This window comes from Streptomyces nodosus (genome assembly GCF_008704995.1).
GTDB classification, from domain to species: Bacteria; Actinomycetota; Actinomycetes; order Streptomycetales; family Streptomycetaceae; genus Streptomyces; species Streptomyces nodosus.
The window spans coordinates 3,073,661-3,097,473 of sequence record NZ_CP023747.1; the positions used below are offsets into that span (position 1 = coordinate 3,073,661).

Genomic DNA, 23,813 nt, shown 5'->3' on the forward strand with positions numbered 1-23,813 from the left:
CGCCAGCCGCCGCCGGACCGGTTCCCGGAACGGCGCAGCGTCGGCACCACGCGTCCCCAGTAGGAGCAGCCTTGGCACGGAAGATCGGCAGCCGGTACACCGCGAACCAGATTCTGGGACGGGGGAGCGCCGGCACGGTGTGGCTGGGCGAGGGGCCGGACGGGCCCGTCGCCGTCAAGCTGTTGCGCGAGGACCTCGCGTCCGACCAGGAGCTCGTGGGCCGCTTCGTCCGGGAGCGCACGGCGCTGTTGGGGCTGGAGCATCCCCATGTCGTGTCCGTACGGGACCTGGTGGTCGACGGCAACGACCTGGCACTGGTCATGGACCTGGTCCGGGGCACCGATCTGCGGACCCGCCTGGACCGGGAGCGCCGACTGTCGCCCGAGGCGGCGGTCGCGATCGTGGCGGACGTGGCGGAGGGGCTGGCGGCGGCACACGCGGCGGGCGTGGTGCACCGCGATGTGAAGCCGGAGAATGTGCTGCTGGACATGGAGGGGCCGCTGGGCCCCGGCGGCGCGCACCCGGCGCTGCTCACGGACTTCGGTGTGGCGAAGCTGATCGACTCCCCGCGCCGCACCCGCGCGACGAAGATCATCGGCACTCCCGACTATCTGGCGCCGGAGGTCGTGGAGGGCCTGCCGCCGAGCGCGGCCGTGGACATCTATGCGCTGATGACGGTCCTCTACGAGCTGCTTGCGGGCTTCACCCCGTTCGGCGGCGGCCATCCGGGGGCGGTGCTGCGCCGCCATGTCACGGAGACGGTGGTTCCGCTCCCCGGCATCCCGGACGAGCTGTGGCGGCTGATGGTGCAGTGCCTGGCCAAGGCGCCGGCGTCGCGGCTGCGGGCGTCGGAGCTGGCGGCCCGGCTGCGGGAGCAACTGCCGCTGCTGGCAGGCATTCCGCCGCTGGACGTGGACGAACCGGACGCGGAGACGGAGCAGGAGGCCCCCGAGGCCGTGCCGGGCAGGCCCGAGGCGGCGCGGGAACGCCGTGGGGCGGTGCCGTTGGTGCCGGGGGCCAGGCCGGACTCCAACCGGGACACCCACACCTCGATGCGGGTGCCGATGCCGGACGAGCTGGCGGGCGGCGCCCGTGGCACCGCCCGGGTGCCCCGGGCGGTGGGCGCCCCGCGCCCGGGCTCGGCCCGCCGCCGTGCGCAGGCCCGCCGCCGCAGGATCGTCCTGGCCGCCGTGAGCACGGTGGTGCTGGCCGCGGTCGGCGTGGGGACCTGGCTGGCCGTGTCCGACGAGGACGGCGGACAACCTCCGCCCACCGGGAACTCGGCCCCGGCCGTGCCGTAGGGCGAGTTCCGAAAGCACCGGCTGCCCCGCGACGCCCCGCCCCGTCCCACTTCCCGTCACGGTTCTCCGCCGCCGGGCGCACGGGGTAACCGACGGTCACCCTGCGATCGCCGCCCGGCGGAGCCGTTACGCTGGATGCGTGGCAGTCGTCGATGTATCCGAAGAGCTCAAGTCCCTCTCCTCGACCATGGAGTCGATCGAGGCCGTTCTGGACCTCGACAAGATGAGGGCAGACATCGCCGTGCTCGAGGAGCAGGCGGCCGCGCCGTCCCTGTGGGACAACCCGGACGAGGCGCAGAAGATCACCAGCAAGCTCTCCCACCTCCAGTCCGAGGTGCGGAAGGCCGAGGCCCTGCGCGGCCGGATCGACGACCTCGATGTGCTCTTCGAGCTCGCCGAGGCCGAGGACGACCCGGACACCCTCGCCGAGGCCGAGGCCGAACTCGCCGAGGTCAGGAAGGCGCTGGACGAGATGGAGGTCCGCACCCTGCTGTCCGGCGAGTACGACGCCCGTGAGGCGCTCGTCAACATCCGCGCCGAGGCCGGTGGCGTCGACGCCGCCGACTTCGCCGAGAAGCTCCAGCGCATGTATCTGCGCTGGGCCGAGCAGCACGGCTACAAGACCGAGATCTACGAGACCTCGTACGCCGAAGAGGCCGGCATCAAGTCCACCACCTTCGCCGTCCAGGCGCCCTACGCCTACGGCACCCTCTCCGTCGAGCAGGGGACGCACCGGCTGGTCCGTATCTCGCCCTTCGACAACCAGGGCCGGCGCCAGACCTCCTTCGCGGGTGTGGAGGTGCTTCCCGTCGTCGAGCAGTCCGACCATGTGGAGATCGACGAGTCGGACCTTCGCGTCGATGTCTTCCGCTCCTCCGGACCCGGCGGCCAGGGCGTCAACACGACCGACTCCGCGGTGCGTATCACCCACCTCCCCACCGGCATCGTCGTCACCTGTCAGAACGAGCGGTCCCAGATCCAGAACCGGGCCACCGCGATGAACGTGCTGCAGGCCAAGCTCCTCGAGCGGCGCCGGCAGGAGGAGCAGGCCAAGATGGACGCCCTCAAGGGGGACGGCGGCAACTCCTGGGGCAACCAGATGCGTTCGTACGTCCTGCACCCGTACCAGATGGTCAAGGATCTGCGGACCGAGCACGAAGTCGGCAACCCCGAGGCCGTGTTCAGCGGTGAGATCGACGGGTTCATCGAGGCCGGCATCCGCTGGCGCAAGCAGCAGGAGAAGTAGTCCCGACGCGAACGGCGAGACCGCCGTCGCGGGACAACGCTTTGTCGACAAGGCAACTGCCCTTTCCCTAAGGGTAGTTGCCTTCTCTTTTGCCCGATGTCCGGGTTTTACATCACACTCACAGCCTTCCCTCTTTCGCAAAGGACCGCAGAGGCCGCATTCCGCGCGCAACGTCCTTGACGTTGCTGTGAAAAGTCGGAAGGGTGATGCGCGGCATGCGTATCTACGGGGTGCATGTGAACCGGGGGGCTCGATCACAGCCGTCCCCGATGCCGCGGCCCCGTGCGCTGCTCCATTGACGATCGGCTACTGGGGGTAGCAGGCAGATGACAAAAAAGACGCGGGTCCGTGTGGCGCGCATAGCCGCCGGCGCGATGATCGCCGCCGGTGCTTCGCTGACCGCCGCGGGTGCCGCTTCGGCTCTCGACCTCAATGTGTCGGCCACTCTGACCACCGCCGACGACCCGGGTGACGGGGGCGACGACTGTGACATCGTCGCCTGCACCGACCCGACCGACCCGGGCGACAGCTCCGGTGAGCCGGGCGACCCGGGTGACGGTTCGGGCGACCCGGGTGACGGCTCCGGCACCCCGGGCGACGGTTCGGGTACCCCGGGTGACGGCTCCGGCACTCCGGGCGACGGTTCGGGTACCCCGGGCGACGGCTCCGGAACCCCGGGCGACGGCTCGGGCACCCCGGGCGGCAACGGCGGCTCCGGCGGCAACGGTGGCTCGGGCGGCAACGGCGGTTCGGGCGACAACGGTGGCTCGGGCAACGGTGGCGGTACCGGCGGCAGCGGCTCGAACGGTGGCGGCAACTCGGGCGGCGGGGGCAGCATCCCCGACGGCGGCAACCACCCGGTCCAGCAGGACAAGGGCTCCTCGGTCCTGACCGACACCGGCTCCAGCAGCGGCACCACCGCTCAGGGGAACGGCAAGGAGCTGGCCGAGACGGGTGCCGGCCAGACCGCCTTCCTGCTGATCGGTGCCGCCACGATGATCGCCGGCGGTTTCGGCTTCCGTATGCTGCCCCGCCTCATGGAGGGCCGTGGCGGCGCCGCTGCCTGAGCGGCGGTCGTGACGGGCGTGACCCCGTGCCCGCGGAGGTGATCCACACCTCCGCGGCCGCGGGCGGCGCATGAGAAAGGCCCGGGGCACCTGCCCCGGGCCTCTTTCTGTCCTGTCACATCTGTCACACCGTCTGGTGCGCCACCACCGCAAGCGCCGCGATCAATATGGCCAGGAGCACGATCAGCGCCGTCGGATTCAGCCCCGACCAGGGGCTCTCCTGCTGGAGCCGCTCCCGGCTGGCGCGGCAGACCGGGCAACGACCCTCATTGACGGGCGCAGCGCAGTTCGCGCACACCAATCGGTCGTACGTCATGCGCCTCGCCCTCCTTGTGCCGCTCTCACGTACACAACGTCTCCGGGAACGCAACCGTTCCCCACCCCACTGTGCCAGGTTCCGTCGATTTCGGCGCGGCCTCCCCGCCCGGCCGGGCACCGGGCCCGTGCCGCACCGGTGCACCGTCACCGCCCGAAATCGTTCGCGGAACGCACGGAACCTTCATGGCGCGCGGACAAACCACATGACTCCCGCGCAAACCCCGATCGGCGACTGCGCACCCACACCCGAGTCGCGTAAGGTCACGGTCACCTACCCCCGACGGCCCGTGGTGTATCCGTGATCCGATTCGACAACGTGTCCAAGGTCTACCCCAAACAGGCCCACCCCGCACTCAGGGATGTCTCCCTCGAAGTGGAGAAGGGTGAGTTTGTCTTCCTGGTGGGGTCCTCCGGCTCCGGTAAGTCCACCTTTCTGAGGCTGATCCTGCGCGAGGAGCGCGCCAGCCACGGCCAGGTGCATGTGCTGGGCAAGGACCTCGCCCGCCTCTCCAACTGGAAGGTGCCGCACATGCGCCGCCAGCTGGGGACGGTCTTCCAGGACTTCCGGCTCCTGCCCAACAAGACGGTCGGCGAGAACGTGGCCTTCGCACAGGAGGTCATCGGCAAGACGCGTGGTGAGATCCGCAAGTCCGTGCCCCAGGTGCTCGATCTGGTCGGGCTCAGCGGCAAGGAGGACCGCAGGCCCGGCGAGCTGTCCGGTGGTGAGCAGCAGCGCGTCGCCATCGCGCGGGCGTTCGTCAACCGGCCCAAGCTGCTGATCGCCGACGAGCCCACCGGCAACCTCGACCCGCAGACCTCCGTCGGCATCATGAAACTGCTCGACCGGATCAACCGGACGGGCACGACCGTGGTGATGGCGACCCACGACCAGAACATCGTGGACCAGATGCGCAAACGCGTCATCGAGCTGGAGAAGGGCCTCCTCGTCCGCGACCAGGCGCGCGGCGTCTACGGCTACCAGCACTGAGTTCCACGGAAAGGCTTGAGCAGACGCCATGCGCGCCCAGTTCGTACTGTCCGAGATCGGTGTCGGTCTCCGCCGCAATCTGACGATGACCTTCGCGGTGGTCGTCTCGGTCGCCCTGTCCCTCGCCCTGTTCGGTGGTTCGCTCCTGATGAGCGACCAGGTGAACCAGATGAAGGGCTACTGGTACGACAAGGTCAACGTCTCGATCTTCTTCTGCAACAAGAGCGACGCGACCTCCGACTCCAACTGCGCCAAGGGCGCGGTCACCGCGGAGCAGAAGAAGCAGATCCTCGACGACCTGAACAAGATGACCACGGTCGTCGAGAAGGTCACCCCCGAGACGCAGGACGAGGCCTACAAGCACTACAAGGAGCAGTTCGGCGACTCCCCGCTGGCCAGTTCGCTCACGCCGGACCAGATGCAGGAGTCGTACCGCATCAAGCTGAAGAAGCCCGAGCAGTACAAGATCATCGCGAGTGCCTTCAACGGCCGTGACGGCGTCCAGTCGGTGCAGGACCAGAAGAACATCCTCGACAACCTCTTCGGACTGCTCAACGGCATGAACTGGGCCGCCCGCGCGGTCATGGCGATGATGCTGGTCGTCGCGCTGATGCTGATCGTCAACACCGTGCGCGTCTCGGCGTTCAGCCGCCGCCGGGAGACCGGCATCATGCGTCTGGTCGGCGCCTCCGGCTTCTACATCCAGGCGCCGTTCATCATGGAGGCCGCCGTCGCGGGGCTCATCGGCGGCACGGTCGCCTGTGGATTCCTGCTGATCGGCCGGTACTTCCTCATCGACCACGGCCTCGATCTGTCCCACAAGCTCAACCTGATCAACTTCATCGGCTGGGACGCCGTGTTGACCAAGCTGCCGCTGATACTGGCCACCAGCCTGCTGATGCCGGCGCTGGCCGCCTTCTTCGCGCTGCGCAAGTATCTGAAGGTGTGACGCACCTCAATGGGGGCGCGCGGGCAACTGCCCGTGCGCCCCTTTGCGTTGTCCTAGACTCACCCGCATGTCAGGCCATGACCTGTTCTGTCAGCCCCGTCGCATCCGCCACGGGGTGGCTCTGACATTGGTCTTCGCGAGCGTCCTCGTCGCGGGCGCCGCGACCGGATCGTTCGAGGAGCCCACGGGGACCTCCCCCGCGGCGGGCCCGGCGGACCGGGCCGGACGCGACGACGACGTCACCGAGGCGGCCGCCAGGGCGATGGCCGCCGGCACCTCCCCCGTGGAGGCCGCCGAGCGGGCGGTCAGCCGCAGCGGGGACCGCTGGGGGGCCGTGTACTCCCGGGCCGAGTACCAGGAGTTCGAGGAGGCCCTCGACGGCCGGTACACCGGGGTCGGTCTGTCGGCCCGGCGCGAGCGCGACGGCCGGATCGAGGTGAGCCGGGTGCAGCCCGGTTCGCCCGCGGCCACCGCCGGGATCCGCACCGGCGACCGGCTGCGCAGCGTGGACGGCGTGGACGTCGACGGCAGGCCCGTCACCGAGGTCGTCTCCCTGCTGCGCGGCGACCCCGACGACGCGCCCGCCGGCACCCGGGTCCGGCTCGGTCTCCAGCGCGCCACGCGCACCTGGGACGCGGTGGTGCGCCGGGCCCGGCTCTCCACGGACCCGGTGACGGCGCGGCGGCTCGGCGTCGGTGTCACCGTGATCAGGGTCGCCGCCTTCACCAAGGGGGCGGGCGCCCTCGTCCGCAGGGCCGCCGACCGTGCGCCCCGGGGCGACGGGATCGTCCTCGACCTGCGCGGCAACTCCGGCGGTCTGGTCGCCGAGGCCGTCACCGCCGCGGGCGCCTTCCTGGACGGCGGGCTGGTGGCGACCTACGACGTCAAGGGCCGGCAGCGCGCCCTGCACGCAGGGGCGGACGGCGACACCACCCGACCGATGGTGGTGCTCGTCGACGGCGGCACGATGAGCGCGGCCGAACTGCTCACCGGGGCCCTCCAGGACCGCGGCCGGGCCGTCGTGGTGGGCACCCGCACCTTCGGCAAGGGCTCGGTCCAGATGCCGAGCCGACTGCCCGACGGCTCCGTCGCGGAGCTGACCGTCGGGCACTACCGCACCCCCTCGGGCCGGAGCGTCGACGGGCATGGCATCACCCCCGACCTGGAGGCCGACCGCCAGGCGCTGGAGCGGGCCGAGACGGTGCTCGGCGGCCTGGGCGACGCCTCGTGACGGTGGGCGCACCCTCGGTAATCCGTTTCCCGTGGACGCCCTCCGTAGTGCGAAAATGGGCCGCACTATGGCTAAGGAAAAAGGGCGCAAGCTGATCGCGCAGAACAAGAAGGCGCGGCACGACTACCACATCCTCGACACCTACGAGGCCGGTCTCGTGCTCATGGGTACCGAGGTGAAGTCACTGCGCCAGGGGCGGGCCTCGCTGGTCGACGGGTTTGTGCAGCTGGACGGGCACGAGGCCTGGCTGCACAACGTGCATGTGCCCGAGTACAGCCAGGGCACCTGGACCAACCACAGCGCCCGCCGCAAGCGGAAGCTGCTGCTGCACCGGGACGAGATCGACAAGCTGGAGTCCAAGTCTCAGGAGACGGGTCACACGATCGTGCCCCTCGCCCTGTACTTCAAGGACGGCCGCGCCAAGGTCGAGATCGCGCTGGCGAAGGGCAAGAAGGAGTACGACAAGCGGCAGACGCTCCGCGAGAAGCAGGACCGCCGCGAGACGGACCGGGCGGTCTCGGCGGCCCGCCGCAAGCAGCGCGCCTAGGGCCGCCGTAAGCAGCGTGCCTGGGCCCTCCGCCCGGGGGAATACGCTGGCACTCACCCGCGTTGCTCACGTACGATGGCAGCGCACCCGACAGAGGGTGCGGGTCCTTCCCGAAGGGCCGCGCATTGAAAAATCAACATGGGGATGATCGGTTTCGACAGCGGTTGTCGAAGCAGGGGAAGCGTGTCGAGGAAGCGGCCATGATCTCGTAAACCACAGGCCGAAAAAAATAATCGCCAATACCAAGCGCGATTCCTCCCAGCAGGCCTTCGCCCTCGCTGCCTGATCTCAGGTAGCAGAGCGAGCCTCCTACTAAGGGAGTGTCAGCCCGGGGCTGTTCCCGACCCGGATCCTGGCATCAGCTAGGGGACTAAACCTTGATCCCGGTCACGGGGTGAAGAGGGAAATCTAACAGTGACTGAGCCCGTCGGAGACTTGTCCGCGTGATCTCCGGGGCCGAGAAAAGCGAAGCGGACTGCACACGGAGAAGCCCTGGTTCCGCACCGGTGGACGCGGGTTCGATTCCCGCCATCTCCACAATCGGGAGGTCCCCGGACCTCCTTCCCATGTGGCCGAAGGCCCCGCCGCTCACAAGCGACGGGGCCTTCGGCTTGCCCGGATACGCCCCCGGCCGCGATTGCCGGGCCGCGCCGTCACCCCAGCGGCAGCACCGCCGCGACCCGGAACTCCCGGCCCTCCGGACCGGAGTGCAGCGTCCCGCCGAGCGCGACGACCCGGCCCCTGAGCCCGGCGAGACCCGTGCCACGCCCGGCCGCCGGGGCGGAGGCCGGCGCCGCGCCGGCGGCGACACCGTCGTTCCTGACGATCAGCCGGACGCCGTCCTCGTCGGCGCGCAGTTCGATCTCGCAGAACGTGGCACGGCTGTGCTCCAGCAGGTTGCCCACCGCCTCATGGAGCACCGACCGCAGGCACCCCGTCACCGCGTCGTCCAGTTCGAGGCGCGGCGGCAGCGAGGCGCGCACCCCTATCCCCGAGGTGGTCAGCAGCCGCTGCGCCCGGGCGAACTCGTCGGCCAGCGAGCGGGTCGCCCCGGCGCCGCTGATCAGCCGTACGTCCTCCTGCGTCCGCCGGGCCAGCTCGACTACCTCGGTCAGCGCCGCCCCGGCGGACTCGGCGGAGGCGTCCGCGCGCAGCGCGTTCTCCGCTCGCATCGCGATGGCCACCAGCGACGACCCCACCAGATCGTGCAGGTCCTGCCGCATACGCGCCTGGGCACGCTGCTCGGCGAGCCGGGCCGTCTGCTCCTTGCTGCCGTACAACCGCGAGCAGAGCAGGGCGAGATGGGTGACCGCGAAGACCGTGCTCGCCGTGATCGCCGCGCTGAGCAGCGCGACCAGTGAACCGCGGCTGCTCTCGACCACGCCCGTACGGATGAGCAGCGGCCCGCTGGCGACGACGGCCAGGGCGACCGGAACGGAGTTGGCGGGCGGCAGGGTGAGCATCACGGCGCCGGCGAGGAAGCCCAGCAGAGTGAGCCATCGGTGCTGGAAGACCACCAACGGCACATAGGTGAGCAGGGCCTGCACCAGCAGCAGTCCCCACCTCCAGCGGTACGGCAGCCGGTAGGGCGGGGGCGCGTACTGGCCGAGCAGCACGGCCGGCGTCAGCACCAGCACGGTCAGACCGGCGGTGACCGTGCGCCTGTGGAACGGCGAGGCGGCGACATCCAGCGCGACCAGCCCCAGTGATCCGATCACCACCACGGCCAGTGCGCCTAACGCGACCCGCGCCCCCGGCGGGGCCGTCACGCCCTTCGCTGCTCTGCTCTGCATCCTCGCCCCGCTCCGTTTTCGATCATTAACGATCGATTATGGACCGGTCCAGGAGAGGTGATCGTGACCCCGCCAGTCCCCCTCAAAGGGGCCTTTGAGGTGCACACGTGAGCGGCTTCACAGGATCTTCGCATCTTGTGAACTTTTCACTTCTTCGGCCGTGGTGCCCCTGCTTTGATCGCGTCTGCGTCATGTCCATACCAAAGAGAGATGACTGAACGTGTCGAAGAGAACACGCCCGACCGGCGAGTGGGAAGGTTCGGCCGTCGCCCTGCAGAGGCACAGACGGCTGTTGCCCCGGATCGCGGTCCTGACCGCCATGGTGCTTGCGGCGGAGACAGCGCTGGTAGTCGCCAACACCGGCCAAGCGGTGGCATTCACGCGCGAGAAGATACAGCAGACGGCCACCAAGGAAACGGCCAAGGGCCCCGTTTCCGCCGCGGACATCCCGTCGGCGAAGGTCGCGGCCCGGTTGTCCGGCAAGAGGGCCGAGGCGCTCTCGGAGCGTACCGAGACCTCCACGACCTGGGTGAACAAGGACGGCTCGCTCACCACCGAACTCTCCGCCGGTCCCGTCCGGTTCAAGGACGAGCCCACGGGAGAGTGGCGCGAGGTCGACCTGGATCTCGTCCAGGGGGCCGACGGGACCGTCGAACCCAAGGCGCACCCGGGAGGCCTGCGCCTGTCCGGCAGGTCCGGGACCCCGGCGAAGTCGCTGGAGGCCGCTCAGCGGGTCGAGGCCACCGACCTGGTGACTTTGGGAGAGGGCGATCAGCAGATCACCTTGCGGTGGAAGGGTGGGCTGCCGCAGCCGAAGTTGGACGGTACGCGGGCGGAGTACTCCAACGCCTTACCGGGCGCGGACGTGGTCGTGGAGGCCACCCGCACCGGGTTCGAGCAGTACGTCGAGCTCAAGCACCGTCCCGAGACCGGTGACGCGGGCGGCTACTCGTACACTCTGCCGCTGAAGGCCAGGGGACTGAAGGCGAAGCAGCTGGCCGACGGCAGCGTGCTGTTCACCGACAAGAAGAACAAGAAGCGGGCCGTGATGCCCGCGCCGGTGATGTGGGACGCCACCGTCGACGAGCGCTCCGGTGAGCACACCCGCAAGGCCAGGGTCGGCCTGGAGGTGGTCCAGAAGGGCGCCTCGGTCGACCTGGTGATCACCCCGGACGCCGCCTTCCTCGCCGACCCGGCCACCAAGTACCCGGTCACCATCGACCCCTCCACCTCCTCGCTCTCGAACGTCTTCGACACCTACGTGCAGCAGGGTGTGACGGTCGACCAGTCGTCCGACACGGAGCTGGACTGGGGCAACCCCGGTACCAAGAACGCCGACGGCACCCCGCGCACCGCGCAGACCTTCATCTCCTGGAACACCACGCCCATCCAGGACGCGCTGGTCCTCGACGCGAAGCTGTCGCTGTGGAACTTCCACTCGGCCAACGAGGACTGCACGACGGTCCCGTGGGAGGTGTGGTCCTCCCCGGCCGCCTCCACCTCCAGCCGGTGGACCAACCGCCCGACCATGACGGCCCTGAAGGCCACCTCCTACGAGACCCGCGGCAACACCAAGTGCACCAGCACCCAGCCCGCGGGCTGGATCAACGCCAATGTGACCGCGCTGACGCAGGAGTGGGCCTCGGCCAAAACCACCCGCGGCCACATGGGCATCCAAGCCACGAGCGAAGCGGTCGTGGCCCAGTGGAAGCGCGTCAACTCCGCCAACGCCGCCACGAACCCGCCGAAGCTGGTCGTCAACTACAACTACCGCCCGCGCACCGGCACCAAGCAGGAGGCCGGCCCGCCGTACTTCTCATACAGCGGCGACTACGTCGTCAACACCACCACCCCGACCCTGCGAGACACCTTCGTCGACCCCGACGGTGACAAGGTCAACGGCACCTTCCAGATCTTCGACTCCGCCACCAACGCGCAGGTTGGCAACGCCCTGGTGTCGAAGTACGTGGCATCGGGCCAGCCTGCCTCGGTGACCGTCCCGGCCGGGCTGCTCGCGAACGGCAAGACGTACAAGTTCCGTACCAGCCCCTACGACGGCACGCACTACAACACCGGCTGGTCGGCGTGGAAGACCTTCACGGTCGACACCAAGGCGCCGTCCGCCCCGACGAAGATCGTCTCCACGGACTACCCGTCGGACAAGTGGGTCAAGGGCGCCGGCAAGGCGGGCACCTTCACGGTCGCCCCGCCTGCCGCCGACCACAACTGGCTCGAATGGTCCCTGGACGGGCTGACCTGGACCAAGGTCGCCACCGGCGGTGCCGCCGGCGACAAGGCCATCTCGGTTACCCCGCCCAAGGACGGTACCCACACCCTCCAGGTACGGGCCGTCGACAAGGCCGACAACAAGTCCGAGCCCATCGAGTACACCTTCCATGCCGGCTCCGGCGGCTTCGCCCAGCCGTCCGAGGGCGAGCGCACCGCCCGCCGCCTGCCGTTGGCCGTCGAGGTCGAGGCGGCGAAGTACAACGCGGTGTCCTTCTCCTGGCGGCGCTCAGAGGCGGACCCCTGGGTGAAGATCCCGCTCGGAGACGTCACTTCGGGCGGCAACCGGCTGACCGCGTGGCCCGTCCCGCTTACCGACGGCAAGAACGCCCCGCTGGTCTGGAACGCCACCGACACGGTCGACCCGGACGGCACGATCCAGATCAAGGCCGACTTCACCGGACCCAACAGCGTGGTCGGCAGTACCGAACCGCTGACGGCGGTCGTCGACCGCAACGCGTCGGGCGCGGCATCGAGGGAGGTGGGCCCGGGCACCGTCAACCTGCTGACCGGTGACTTCCTGCTGTCGGAAGGCGACGCCTCGTACTTCGGCCTCTCTGTGGGCCGTACCGCTTCCTCCCGGGAACCTAACGCGCAGACCGACGGCCAGATGCCGATCTTCGGCAAGGAGTGGTCCAGCAGCGCCGTCGCCGATACCGCCGCATCGGACTATGTCCAGATCGAGAAGGTCTCGGCCACGGCTCTCTCCGTCGTCGAGGAGGGCGGCAAGGCGATCGCCTTCACCGCCAATGCTGCGCAGAACGGCTGGATTCCGGAGCCGGGCTCCGAGGATTTGACGCTCAAGGGCACCTTCGCCACCGGTTTTGCGCTCACCGACAGCGACGGCGCCGAAACCCTCTTCAACAAGCCGGACGCCTCGGCGACCACCTGGGTCGTCGACACGTCCAAGCTCAACGGCCTGGCCTCCAGCACTTCCAACGTCGTCTCCGAGACGGTCGTCGTCGGCGGCAAGGTCCTGGCCCGCCCGAAGCGCGTCATCGCTCCGACCTCGGCCGTGTCCAACGCCACCTGTGCGGCGGCCTCGGCCACCGTCGGCTGCCGCTCACTGGAGTTCGTCTACGCGACCTCGACCACCGCCACCGCCACCGCCGACGGTGACTACAGCGGTCAGGTCAAGGAGATCCGGCTGTGGTCCACCGAGGCCGGCGCCAACACGGCGACGTACAAGGCGGTCCAGAACTATCTGTACGACACGGCCGGCCGTCTGCGGCAGGCGTGGAACCCGCAGATCACGCCGTCCCTGAAGACGACGTACTCCTACGACGCCGCAGGACGGGTCACCCAGTTGACCCCGCCCGGCCAGCTTCCGTGGACGTTTACCTACGGCAAGGCCGGAAACGCCGCCACCGCCGGCGACGGCATGCTGCTCAAGGCGAGCCGACCCGGCCTGAAGCGTGGCACGGCCGACGTGGCCGAAGGCACCAACTCCACCACGCTCGTCTACGACGTCCCGCTGACCGGGTCGGCCGCCCCGTACAAGATGGGCGCGTCCGATGTACGGGCCTGGGGCCAGACCGACGCCCCGACCGACGCCACGGCCATGTTCCCCGGTGATGTCACTCCGCCGTCGAACTCCGGCTCCGGCCTCGCCGCTGACGACTACAAGCGCGCGGACGTGTACTACCTGGGCGTCTCAGGGCGTGAGGTCAATACGGCGCAGCCGGGCGGTCACATCGGCACCGAGGAATTCGATCGCTTCGGCAACCCGGTTCGCAGCCTGACCGCCGGTAACCGGGCGCTGGCCCTGGGTACGGCGCCTGGGGCGGCCGAGAAGCTCCTCGACCTCGGCATCAACGCCCTCACCAACTCCGAGCGGGCCATGGAGCTGTCCACGCTCACGTACTACAGCGCCGATGGTCTGCGCGAGACGGAGAGTTTCGGTCCGCTGCACTGGGTCGAGCTGACCCAGGACCTCAAGAGCGGTTCGGCCGTCCTGGTGACCGGCGGCGATTCGGTCCCGGGTCGTGAGTGGGTCGTCAGCGAGTACGACACCGGCCGTCCCACCGACGGCAGCGCCGTCGTCAAGGACCAGCTCACACTCACCGTCAGAGGTGTCCGGGTCCGCGGTTACGACTCGAACATGGGTGAGAAGCACGTCAACGAGACGCTGTTCGACTGGGCCAAGGGCCTGCCGAAGATGACCATCACGGACTCGGGCGGCCTCAACCTCGTCACCTCCACGGCCTACGACGCCCAGGGCCGCGTCACCGACGTGAGCCAGCCCGGCTCCACCGGCTCCGACCCGGCGACCCGTGTCTCCGTCTACTGGTCGGCGACCGGTACCGGCTGGTGCAAGGGTCGTCCGGAGTGGGCCGACGCGGTGTGCTGGACGGGTCCCGCGGGTGAGATCACCGGCGGCGGCTCGCAGCCCAAGCAGGTGGTTGACAACAGCTACGAGTACGCCTTCTTCGGCCAGAACACCAAGCGGATCGAAACGGCCAACGGGTCGAGCCGCACCACCACCATCACGTTCGACAACGCCGGCCGCCGGCTGAAGACCACGGTGACCGGACCGGGCCGGGCGGTCCCGGACTCCACCAGCGTGTACGACTCGGCCACCGGCCTCCCGGCCGGTACGACCTCGTCCACCGGCGGCATTATCACCAAGGCGTACGACAAGCTTGGCCGCCTCATCTCCTACACGGACGCCGACGGTGGTGTCACCAGGACCGAGTACGACCTGCTCGACCGCATGGTCAAGGTGTCGGACTCCGTCCCGTCCTCCGTCACGTACACCTACGACACGGCGGCGGAGCCGCGCGGACTTCCGGTCTCTACCACCGACTCGGTGGCGGGCACCTTCTCCGCCGGGTACGACGCCGACGGCACCATGACCAGCCAGAGGCTGCCCGGCGGTTACACGCTCGCCCAGGAGGTCGACCCGGCCGGCGCGATCACCAGCCGCGTGTACACGCGGAACAGTGACGGTGCCACGGTCATGTCGGACAGCGTGACCAAGTCCGCGCACGACCAGGTCGTCCGGCACTCCGGCTGGTCCAGCCAGACCTACCGGTACGACAAGGCCGGCCGCCTGACGTCGGTCGACGACATCGCCTCGGACGTCTGCACCCGCCGCACCTACGCACTGGACAAGCGTTCCAATCGCACTTCGGTCACCAGCGCTACTGCGGTCCTCGGCGCCGACTGTCCGACCACGGGTGGCACCGCCACGATGAGCGCGTACGACAGCGGCGATCGGATCGTGGACAGCGGCTACACGTACGACGCCTTCGGCCGCACTACGGCACTGCCGGGCAGCACGGTCGGCTACTACGCCAACGACCGGGCCTACCAGCTCACCTCCGGTACCCAGCGGCAGACGTGGCAGCTCGACTCCGCCATGCGTTTCCGCTCCTGGAGGACCGAGAGCGGCAGTGGCAGCACCTGGACCCAGACCGGGTCCAAGCTCAACCACTACGACGGTGACGGCGACAGCCCTCGCTGGATCGTGGAGGACACCGGCACCGGCGCGCTTACTCGCAATGTCACGTCCTTCGGTGGCGATTTCCTCGCCACCACGAGCAAGACGGGTGAAACCGTCCTCCAGTTGGCCAACGTGCACGGTGATGTCGCCCTCCAGCTCCCGCTGGACAGCGAACAATCCCCGGTGGCGCTGGACAATGACGAGTTCGGCAATGCCCGCGTCGGTCAGGAGGCGGCCCGGTACAACTGGCTGGGCGCCAAGCAGCGTTCCGCCGAGACCGTGGCGGGCCTGACCCTGATGGGCTCCCGCCTGTACAACCCCGCGACGGGCCGCTTCCTGAGTCCGGACCCGGTGTACGGCGGCAACGCGAACCCGTACGTCTACCCGGCCGACCCGGTCAACGCCTACGATCTCGACGGCAACAAGAAGCAGAAGAAGCCACGTTCTTGTGGCTTCTGGTGCACCGTGTTCACCGGAGGCGTCTCCACGATCGCCGGTACGATCTGCGCCGGGTTCACGCTGAATCCAGTCATCTGCGGTGCCGTCACCGGCGGCGCTGGAGGCTTCGCTGAATACTGGTACACCCACCGCGACGGCCACGGATACACCACCAAAGGCGCCATGAAGGCAGCCCTCTTGGGCCTCGGGATCGGTGGGTTTGCAGGAGCGGCAGGAAAGCTTCTCTTGAAAATCGGAGGCAAGATCTTCCGGGGCTACGGTGACCGCGCCTCCATCAAGGCGTGGGACAAGTTCCAGAAGGCCATGAAGAAGTAATGCCCCACTGGTCCGGTGCCGGGTGGGCCGTCTCGCCACCCGGCACCGGACCAGTACGGCCCACCCCTCGCACAGAAACCGGGAATTCCACCCATGTTCACCTATTGGCTGGCGGTTGTACGCCGTGCTGCCATGGCCCTTTCCGTGTGCGCCGTTCTCTGCGGCGGTGCCATGGCCGGTGTAATGATCTGGGATAACGCCACCGCCTGGGCCGCCGCGCTACTTCAGGGAGCGCTTTTCGGTCTCGCGGTGAGCGCCGCCGTGGCCATTGCGGGCGCCACGTCGAACACGTGGAAGGCCGCGCGTGCGGCTTCGCACCACGGCCTGACGCTGTCCGCGGAGGCCGTGCGTCTGCCGTGCACTGCGGAGATCCGCGTTCCGATACCTCCCGGCATCACCGCCTACCAGCTCACCGACAGTGTGCTGCACGCCCTCAAGCAACTCCCGGCCCCTGAGATCGACGAGGTCAAGGAATTCACCCACGGCAAGCTCACCCTCATCTGCAGGAAGTCCCTGAGCCTCCCGGTGAGGTTCCATGTCTCCATCACCACAGACCAGGACGCCGCGATCGTGGCGATGGAGGCCCGCCCCAAGGCCGCCTGGAGAATGATGGACGACGGTGCCAGTTGGAGTGTCCTCAAGGCTTTCGCGCCGCATGTCAGCAAGGCTGTCCACGACGAAGTGGGTGGCACGACCGCGATGTGAGTGCCCTGGCTCGGTGAGGGACAATCGGTCGGTGATCAGAGTGCTGGTTGTCGAGGACCATGCCGTCGTACGGTCCGGGCTCACGGCGCTGCTTTCGGGGGAACTGGGCATCGGAGTCGTCGGCGAGGCCGCCGACGGCTCCTCGGCGCTCACGGAGGCCGAGCGACTTCGGCCCGACGTGGTCCTCCTCGACATCGACCTGCCCGTCGTGGACGGCATCGCCGTCGCCTCCGCGCTCGCCGAACAGCTCCCAGAATGCCGCACGTTGATCCTCACGGCGCTGGACCGGCCCGGGTATCTGGGTCGTGCCATGAGCGCGGGAGCCTCCGGCTATCTCCTCAAGAGCGCGACCCCCGCCGAGACCGCGGACGCGATTCGCCGGGTCGCCGCCGGTGGACGCGTGATCGATCCGCGGATGCGGGACGGCGGGGCCGACACGGTCAGCCCTCTGACCGAGCGGGAGACCGAGATGCTGCGGCTGGCGTCCTCGGGCGCCCACGCCCGCGAGATCGCCGCCGATCTCTTCCTGAGCCTGGGCACGGTGCGCAACCGGCTCTCCTCCGCTGTCGGCAAGCTCCATGCGCGCACCCTCGTCGACGCCGTCCGCATCGCCGAACGCCATGGCTGGCTGTAGATACGTGAAGATCTCACTTCCCGGGCCCGGGGCCGCGTGATGGGGTCGGGACCGACCGGTCTGTCCCCGCGGTCCGAAGGGCGCGGCGCGGCAGAGGTGCACGGAAGTCGGGGAGCGCACGGTTTTGATGGCGGGGCGGCCGAGAACGGCAGGGCGAGCAAGGCTGGAGATGGGCGTGATCTACGCCCTGGCCGCGGTGGTGTTCGGATCAGCTGTGGCAGGTGTGATGCTCGGTGGGCCGTGGATGCTCGTGTGGTTCCTGCCCGCCATGGCGGGTTCACTGGTGGCGATCTGGTGTGTTCGCCATGGGATCCGGCTGGGAAGGGCGACGGTCAAGGACGAGCCTGGCTCAGCCGTCGCTGAGCAGGAGTGAGTGAAGGCGTTGAAGATAAAACTGTCCGATCTGCTCATCTTCGCAGTCTTCGTGACGGTGGGGGCGACTCTGGCCACCCTGCTCGGTGACGGCCTTCCGAGTCAGGTCGTGGGAGGGCTGACCGTCGGCATAGGCGGAGCCTTCCTCGGTGCCAGAATCAAGAACCGCAGGTCGCCCGGAGGGTGACAACTCGAACCAGACCGTCTTGCCGATGCCGCCCGAGCGGGGTTCGGCGCCCCAGTCGTCCGCGAGAGCCTGCACCAAGGTGAGGCCGCGGCCCGACTCGTCGTCCGGGGACGCCTCCCGGGGCGTGGGCAGGGTGCCGTCGGCGTCGGCGACCGAGACGCGGAGGCGGCCCTCGTCGCTCAGTACGCAGCGGGCCCGGATCTCCCGGCCGGGGGAGACCTTCGCATGGCGACAGGCGTTCGTCATCAGCTCGCTGAGCAGCAGCACCGCCGTGTCCGTCACCTCGTCGGGCAGCTTCCAGGACGTCGCCTGTTCACGCAGGAGCACCCGGGCCCGGCCCACGCTGCGGGCATGGCGGGGAAAGCGGAACTCGATGTCCCGGGGGAGCGCGGCGGGGGAGCGGTGCGGCGTCGGCATACGTAGTGGTTCCTTGCGTGTGATTCTCCGTCGTTCGGCGGGAAAATCCTGCTGGACCGTGCCTAGCCTCGGGAGTAGCGAGTCGGGTACGCAGCGTGGCTGTACACGGTGCGGCGGCGGAAGGCGGGTGACGGCGCATGGCCACGGGGGAGTCCCGGCAGACGCAGCAGAACTGGCGTTACTGCGGTGGGCAGATCAAGTTGTGGCGCGAGGAGGCCCAGGTCACCCGGCAGTCCCTGGCCGAAGAGTCCGGGTACGACTACGAGTACGTCAAGTCGATGGAGTGCGGGCGCCGTCGGCCCACCCTCAGACTGTTGCAGACCGCAGATCAACTGTGCCGGGCCGGCGGCAAGTTGGCTGCCGCCCATGAGTTCCTGAAGCCGGAGCCGTTCCCCGCGCGGTCACAGGAGTACATGGCGCTTGAGGCCGAGGCCATCGCCGTGCATGACTACTCGCTCGGTCTGATTCCTGGTCTCCTGCAGATCGAGCAGTACGCGCGAGCACTGATCAGTGAGAGTTGTCCGCCGCTGGATGACGAGACAGTTGAGGAGCGGGTCAGGGCGCGGCTGGAACGGCAGGGTGCGCTGGCGCATCGCACCAAAGTGGTCTACGGCTTCGTCATCTATGAGGCTGCACTCCGCACGGAGGTGGGTGGACGGGACGTGATGCGTCAGCAACTGCTCCGCCTGCCGGAGATCGGCGGGTGGCGCAACGTGTCCATCCAGGTGTTGCCCTTTGGGAAGTGCAGCGGTCTTGCACTCAATGGCTCGTTCATTTTGCTTGAGACTGACGAACACGAACGCTTCGCGTACGTTGAGGGTCCAGAGACGAGCGTGCTGCACGCTGACGCAAATAGGATCAGCGATCTGGTGCAAGTCCATGGGATGATCCGTATGCAGGCTCTGGGAGTTGAGGAGTCGGCCGCATTCATCAGGAAGGTGGCGAAGGAGCTATGAGCGAACCCTTGACCTGGTTCAGGTCCAGCTACAGCGACTCGCAAGGGGGCGCGTGCGTCGAGGTCGCCGCATCGCCTCACACCATCCACGTCCGTGACTCCAAGCTCGGCGTCGAGGGGCCGCGTTTCGCGGTGGACAGCGACGCGTGGTCAGCCTTCCTCGCGTACGCGGCCCGCTGAGCACGCGCCCTGCGAGAGAAATCAACAGCGGGGCGCCGCCGTGGTTGACGAGTCTGCCCAGTTCACCAGGAAGGCGGCGGAGACGTTGTGAGCGACGAACTGTCATGGTTCAAGTCCAGCTACAGCGATTCCTCGGGCGGCGCGTGCGTAGAGGTCGCCACCTCGCCCCACACCATCCACGTCCGTGACTCCAAGTTCGGCGTCGAGGGGCCGCGCTTCGCTGTGGACGTCGACGCATGGTCAGACTTCCTGGCGTACGCGGCGCGTTGAGCGCGCGCAGGCGAGGGTGATCAAGAGCGCGGCGGTCGCCGCGGCCACCGGTACCGCGTAACCCGTCGTCGCCGAGGCGTGTTCGACGGTCCAGCCACCGGTCGCGCTGCCGCAGGCGATACCGCCCAGCAGGGCGGTCACCGCGAGGGTCATGCCCTCGTTGAGGCGGCCCTCGGGGGTGCGCTGCTGCACCAGGGTCATCGTGGTGACCATCGTGGGGGCGGTGGCCATTCCCGCGAGCAGCAGGGCCGGCGCCAGTCCGACGAGTGACCCGGTGGTGCCCGCCGCGAGCAGGGGCAGGGCCATCAGTGCCGCCATGGCCGCCAGACACCACGGAAGACGGCGCTCGGCGGGACCGGACGGCTTCATCGCGCCGTACAGCAGACCGGCCGCGCACGACCCCGCCGCCTGGAGCGCGAGCACGGCGCCCGCGGCCGTCCGGTGACCCTGGGCGTCCGCGAAGGCGATGGTCACGACCTCCATGGAGCCGAAGACCGCCCCGGTGGCGACGAGGGAGAGCAGCAGCGGGGGCATACCGGGGGCGCGCAGCGGCGGCGCCGCCTTCTCGGTCCGGCTCGGCGGCGGTTCCGTGGCCCTCTGCGCCGTGAACAGCAGCATGCCCGTCATCAGCAGGATCCCGCCGGTCAGGGTGCCCGCCTCCGGGAACAGCGACCCGCACAGAAACGCGGCCAGCACCGGGCCGAGCATGAAGCACAGCTCGTCCGCGGCCTGTTCGAAGGAGTTCGCGGTGTGCCGGGCCGCCGGGTCGCCCCGGAAGAGGTGGGCCCAGCGCGCCCGGGACATCCCGCCGATATTGGGGGTCGTGGCGGTGGCGGCATAGGCGGCGAACAGGGTCCAGTCCGGGGCGTCACAGCGCACGCACAGCAGCAGGGCCAGACCGCCGAGCAGGGCGAACCCCGTCGCGGGCACGGCGACCCGCGCCTGGCCGTGGCGGTCCACAAGCCGTGCGATCCAGGGGGCCACCACGGCCGTCGCCGCGAGCCCGGTGGCGGTGACCGCGCCGGCGAGGGCGTACGACCCCCGGGCCCCGGCGATCATGATCACCGCGCTCACGCTGAACATGCCCATCGGCAGCCGGGCGACGAGGTTGCCGAGCGTGAAGGCGAGGGTGCCGGGGTGGGTGAAGAGACGGCGGTACGGGTTCCGGGGCGGTGCGGCGAGGGGCGGCGTAGACGGCATGCGCTTACCGTCACCCGGCGCCCGGGACCCGGTCCAACACCTGATCGACGACGATTGACGCACCTGGGTTGTAAATTCGGGGGATGCCCACCAGCCCCGTCACCGTCGACCCCCGTCTGCTGCGCGCCTTCCTCGCCGTGGCGGAGGAACTGCACTTCACCCGGGCCGCGGCCCGGCTGTATGTGGCCCAGCAGGCGCTCAGCCGCGATGTGCGCCGGCTCGAACGGGAACTGCGCGCCGAGTTGTTCCTGCGCACCACCCGCCAGGTGACGCTCACTCCCGACGGCGAGCGGCTGGTGCCCTACGCCCGTCGGGTCCTCGACGCGCAGGACGAGCTGCTCGCCGCCTTCGGACGGGCCCGCCCCCTGCTGGTGGACCTGAACTTCTCGGGCCTGCTCACCGGGCACCGGGTGCTGGTCAGGGCCCGTGAACTCGCCCCCGAGCAGGAACTGCTGGCCCGCTATGAGAGCGGCCTGACGGGCGCCGCCGTCGAACTGCTGGCCGGCCGGCTGGACGCCTCCTTCGGCCGGTTCGCCGGCCTCGCCCCGGCGCTGCGGGCCGGCCTGGAGCAGCAGCCCGTACGGTACGAGCCGATGACGATCGCCCTGCCCGAGGAGCATCCGCTGGCGCGGCTGACCGCCGTGCCGCTGGCGGCGCTGGCCGGTGAGACCGTCTACGCGGGCGCGGGCAACCCGCGCACCCCGGAGTGGACCGACCTCGCACACCGGCTCTTCGAGGGACGGGGCATCCAGGTCGCGCCGGCCGCCCCGCCGGCCGTGGGGTACGAGGAGTTCCAGCGGATCATGGCCAGGACGGGGCATCCGATCCTCGCCGTGGTGGACTCCCCGCCCCTGCCGGGGATGGTGCTGCGCCCGCTTGTCGATCCCGTACCGCTGTCGCCGGTTTCTCTGGTATGGCGAAGGGGGCTGGCGCATCCGGGAGTTGAGGCGCTCAGACGGGCATCGGCCGAGGTGGCGGCACGGGAGGGGTGGCTGCGGCGGCCTATGGATGGTTGGATTCCGGCCGCGGACGAGAAGGTGATGAATTCCCACAATTGACACACCGCGAACACAGACCCCCCAGATGCGCTACATTCGTGGCCCGAGCACGCTGCTGCGATGAGGGAAGCGCGAGAACCCGGTTGGGGGCCTGGTTCGGTCGACGGATGCTCGGGTCGGATGCGCACCCTGAACTGTCCCGTGGGGGGATTCGTGCGCGTGGAAAAGTGGCGTGAAAACGCCCAACCGGAACGACCTGACGCTGCCTTCGCGACCCGAGGTGTCGCAGCCGGTGGGCAGGACACCCGGATATGGACGGAGCCGACGGGCACCGAAGGCCCGGGCGGGGGCGAAGCGCCCTCCGACGCGGACGGGACCGCGGTCCTTCCGGCAGCGGGCGGCACCGTGACCCCTCGGGATCCCTGGGACTCCGCCGGCGGCGCCGAGCGCGACCATGACCCGCACGAGGTGACCGTCCAGCTGGAACGCATACCGCGACAGCCGGGCATGACGGCCCGGCGGCCGGGCCCCGGCGGGCCCGGTGAACGTGAGGGCGCCGACGGACCGGTCTTCGTCGACGAGTCGGGCCGGCGCAGCCGCCGCTTCCGCCGGATCGGCATGGCCATCGGCCTCGCCTGCGCGGTCTACGCCGTCGTCATCGTCGCCACGCTCCTGTCCGGCAACTCCGACGCCGCCTGGCTTCCGGTCCCGGGGCAGGACGACGCCCCGGCGAGCAAGGTCGACACCTCGCCGCTGCCGGAGGAGTCGGTGCTGCCGTCCGAGGAGACCGGTGTCGCTCCGGACGAGAGCACCCCGGTGAGCGAGGGCCCGGTGCCCTCGCAGGACACCGGGGCCGGAGCCCCCGCCGTCACCGCGGACCCCGGCCGGCCGGACACCTCCACCGCCCCCGAGCCGTCGGCGACCACGACCACCAAGAACCCGTCGCCCGGGAAGAGCACGGCGGGCACCGGTCCCACGGCATCCACCACTCCTCCGGCCGACCCCGGCCCGACGGCCGGTGGGGGCGACGACACGGCCGACCCCACGCCGACCGGCACCGGCGACACCCCGGGCAACAACCCACCCGCCGCCGGCGCACCCAAGTCCCCGAAGTCCTCGACGCTCGCCGCCCCGGTTCCCGCCGGGCAGCCGTCCTCGTCCCACCCGGTCCAGGAGCACGTCCTCTGATGGGATCCCGCACCCGCCGTCCCCGAGCAGCGAACAGAGCCGCGGACGGCGCCCGCCGCCGTGTCCCCATGCGTCTGCTGCTGCCCACACTGGTGCTCGCCGCCCTGATGGCGATGCTGATGCTGCGCGGCTTCGTCCACAGCGAGATCCTCGCCGACCAACGCCGCCAGCGCCACCGCGAACGCCGTGCCCTCACCGCCGGACACCAGTGCCCCGGTGTTGCAGTGCGTCAGCACCTGGTACCCACCGCCCGGCAGCAGCTCGTCCAGCAGCGCCAGTCCGTGCCCCGCCATCCGTGCGCTGGCCTCGGCGTCCTCCCGGTGCAGGGCCCGCGCCGCGGCGAGCGCCGCCCCGGCGGCCCGTTCCCGGCCGCCGCCCCCGGCGAGCGCCGTCCGATGGGCGGCCCGGGCCCTGCGCACCCCGACGGCCAGATTCACCGCGGTGGGCCGGGCGCCCGCCAGCACGGCGGCGGCCTCGTCCACGTCGAAGCCGCGCGCGGCGGCGAGCGCGACGCCGTACGCCCCGGCGATCCCAAGCAGGGGCGCCCCGCGCACGGCCAGCGTGCGGATCGCGTCCACCAGCGCGGACGGGTCCGTACACACCAGCTCGGCTTCCTGCGCCGGGAGCCTTCTCTGGTCGAGAAGCACCAGGACGGGCCCTTCGGGCGGCTCCTCCCAGCGGATCGCGGGTATCCCGGGCGACGGTCTGCCCTCGCCGGATTGCGCGTACTGATCGGCCATGCGGTCAGTGTGCCCCGTACCC

At 69.7% G+C, this 23,813-nt stretch carries 19 protein-coding genes, 1 other RNA gene and 1 pseudogene; 16 read left to right on the plus strand and 5 right to left on the minus strand.

Annotation, left to right across the window (positions count from 1 at the left end):
- Window positions 1-71 precede the first annotated feature (71 nt).
- The 3 genes from CP978_RS13860 to CP978_RS13870 all read left to right on the plus strand — a co-directional run bounded on the left by CP978_RS13860 (window position 72) and on the right by CP978_RS13870 (window position 3,614).
- The gene (locus CP978_RS13860) at window positions 72-1,301 is read left to right on the plus strand and encodes a serine/threonine-protein kinase (protein ID WP_150478221.1); all 1,230 of its coding nucleotides are present in this window, start codon (window positions 72-74) and stop codon (window positions 1,299-1,301) included.
- Between the two features lie 139 nt (window positions 1,302-1,440).
- Window positions 1,441-2,547: a peptide chain release factor 2 gene (prfB, locus tag CP978_RS13865; RefSeq protein ID WP_043440699.1), complete on the plus strand. Its 1,107-nt coding sequence runs from the start codon at window positions 1,441-1,443 to the stop codon at window positions 2,545-2,547.
- A gap of 326 nt (window positions 2,548-2,873) precedes the next feature.
- Window positions 2,874-3,614: a hypothetical protein gene (locus tag CP978_RS13870; RefSeq protein WP_043440696.1), complete on the plus strand. Its 741-nt coding sequence runs from the start codon at window positions 2,874-2,876 to the stop codon at window positions 3,612-3,614.
- A 124-nt stretch (window positions 3,615-3,738) separates the two neighbouring features.
- Here CP978_RS13870 and CP978_RS13875 read toward each other — a convergent pair whose 3' ends face one another.
- Window positions 3,739-3,930, minus strand: a complete 192-nt coding sequence (locus CP978_RS13875) for a hypothetical protein (RefSeq protein WP_043440693.1) — start codon at window positions 3,928-3,930, stop codon at window positions 3,739-3,741.
- Between the two features lie 300 nt (window positions 3,931-4,230).
- On the opposite strand from CP978_RS13875, the gene ftsE reads away from it, so the two are divergent.
- The 5 genes from ftsE (at window position 4,231) to ssrA (ending at window position 8,187) form a co-directional block, all read left to right on the plus strand.
- Window positions 4,231-4,920, plus strand: a complete 690-nt coding sequence (gene ftsE, locus CP978_RS13880; RefSeq protein ID WP_043440691.1) for a cell division ATP-binding protein FtsE — start codon at window positions 4,231-4,233, stop codon at window positions 4,918-4,920.
- 28 nt (window positions 4,921-4,948) lie between these two features.
- Window positions 4,949-5,869 (plus strand): permease-like cell division protein FtsX, encoded by a 921-nt coding sequence (gene ftsX / locus CP978_RS13885; protein WP_043440688.1) that lies wholly within the window; start codon window positions 4,949-4,951, stop codon window positions 5,867-5,869.
- 67 nt (window positions 5,870-5,936) lie between these two features.
- Window positions 5,937-7,100 (plus strand): S41 family peptidase, encoded by a 1,164-nt coding sequence (locus CP978_RS13890; protein WP_079162130.1) that lies wholly within the window; start codon window positions 5,937-5,939, stop codon window positions 7,098-7,100.
- 67 nt (window positions 7,101-7,167) lie between these two features.
- Window positions 7,168-7,647 (plus strand): SsrA-binding protein SmpB, encoded by a 480-nt coding sequence (smpB, locus tag CP978_RS13895; protein WP_043440684.1) that lies wholly within the window; start codon window positions 7,168-7,170, stop codon window positions 7,645-7,647.
- 140 nt (window positions 7,648-7,787) lie between these two features.
- Window positions 7,788-8,187: a transfer-messenger RNA gene (gene ssrA / locus CP978_RS13900) on the plus strand.
- A 113-nt stretch (window positions 8,188-8,300) separates the two neighbouring features.
- On the opposite strand, the gene CP978_RS13905 is transcribed toward ssrA, so the two are convergent.
- The gene (locus tag CP978_RS13905; RefSeq protein WP_043440682.1) at window positions 8,301-9,440 is read right to left on the minus strand and encodes a sensor histidine kinase; all 1,140 of its coding nucleotides are present in this window, start codon (window positions 9,438-9,440) and stop codon (window positions 8,301-8,303) included.
- A gap of 319 nt (window positions 9,441-9,759) precedes the next feature.
- Between CP978_RS13905 and CP978_RS13910 the strand changes: the two genes are divergently transcribed.
- The 4 genes from CP978_RS13910 (at window position 9,760) to CP978_RS13925 (ending at window position 17,657) form a co-directional block, all read left to right on the plus strand.
- Window positions 9,760-15,945: an RHS repeat-associated core domain-containing protein gene (locus tag CP978_RS13910; RefSeq protein ID WP_079162517.1), complete on the plus strand. Its 6,186-nt coding sequence runs from the start codon at window positions 9,760-9,762 to the stop codon at window positions 15,943-15,945.
- A 93-nt stretch (window positions 15,946-16,038) separates the two neighbouring features.
- Window positions 16,039-16,650, plus strand: coding sequence for a hypothetical protein (locus CP978_RS13915; protein ID WP_043440679.1), 612 nt, complete (start codon window positions 16,039-16,041; stop codon window positions 16,648-16,650).
- 31 nt (window positions 16,651-16,681) lie between these two features.
- Entirely contained in the window at window positions 16,682-17,284 is a 603-nt protein-coding gene (locus CP978_RS13920; RefSeq protein ID WP_043440677.1) for a response regulator transcription factor, read from the plus strand.
- Between the two features lie 175 nt (window positions 17,285-17,459).
- On the plus strand, window positions 17,460-17,657 hold the full coding sequence (locus tag CP978_RS13925) for a hypothetical protein (protein WP_144401448.1): 198 nt from the start codon (window positions 17,460-17,462) through the stop codon (window positions 17,655-17,657).
- Here the strand turns inward: CP978_RS13925 and CP978_RS13930 are convergent.
- Window positions 17,634-18,260 carry an ATP-binding protein gene (locus tag CP978_RS13930; RefSeq protein WP_079162128.1) on the minus strand — a complete coding sequence of 209 codons (627 nt, stop codon included), beginning with the start codon at window positions 18,258-18,260 and terminating at the stop codon, window positions 17,634-17,636. The two genes, CP978_RS13925 and CP978_RS13930, sit on opposite strands and share 24 nt — an antisense overlap.
- 137 nt (window positions 18,261-18,397) lie before the next feature.
- On the opposite strand from CP978_RS13930, the gene CP978_RS13935 reads away from it, so the two are divergent.
- From CP978_RS13935 to CP978_RS13945, 3 genes are all read left to right on the plus strand, one after another.
- Window positions 18,398-19,216, plus strand: a complete 819-nt coding sequence (locus CP978_RS13935) for a helix-turn-helix domain-containing protein (protein ID WP_043440675.1) — start codon at window positions 18,398-18,400, stop codon at window positions 19,214-19,216.
- A complete protein-coding gene (locus CP978_RS13940) occupies window positions 19,213-19,395 on the plus strand; it encodes a DUF397 domain-containing protein (protein ID WP_043440673.1) in 183 nt (60 codons plus the stop codon). Before CP978_RS13935 ends, CP978_RS13940 begins: the two co-directional genes overlap by 4 nt.
- Before the next feature lie 87 nt (window positions 19,396-19,482).
- Window positions 19,483-19,665: a DUF397 domain-containing protein gene (locus CP978_RS13945; protein ID WP_043440671.1), complete on the plus strand. Its 183-nt coding sequence runs from the start codon at window positions 19,483-19,485 to the stop codon at window positions 19,663-19,665.
- Here the strand turns inward: CP978_RS13945 and CP978_RS13950 are convergent.
- Window positions 19,636-20,865 (minus strand): MFS transporter, encoded by a 1,230-nt coding sequence (locus CP978_RS13950; protein ID WP_052454107.1) that lies wholly within the window; start codon window positions 20,863-20,865, stop codon window positions 19,636-19,638. The two genes, CP978_RS13945 and CP978_RS13950, sit on opposite strands and share 30 nt — an antisense overlap.
- 83 nt (window positions 20,866-20,948) lie before the next feature.
- Here CP978_RS13950 and CP978_RS13955 point away from each other — a divergent pair, with 83 nt between their 5' ends.
- A complete protein-coding gene (locus CP978_RS13955; RefSeq protein WP_043440667.1) occupies window positions 20,949-21,923 on the plus strand; it encodes a LysR family transcriptional regulator in 975 nt (324 codons plus the stop codon).
- A gap of 1,289 nt (window positions 21,924-23,212) precedes the next feature.
- Here CP978_RS13955 and CP978_RS13965 read toward each other — a convergent pair.
- Window positions 23,213-23,791, minus strand: a pseudogene (locus CP978_RS13965) (S-methyl-5-thioribose-1-phosphate isomerase); the annotation flags it as partial.
- Window positions 23,792-23,813 lie beyond the last annotated feature (22 nt).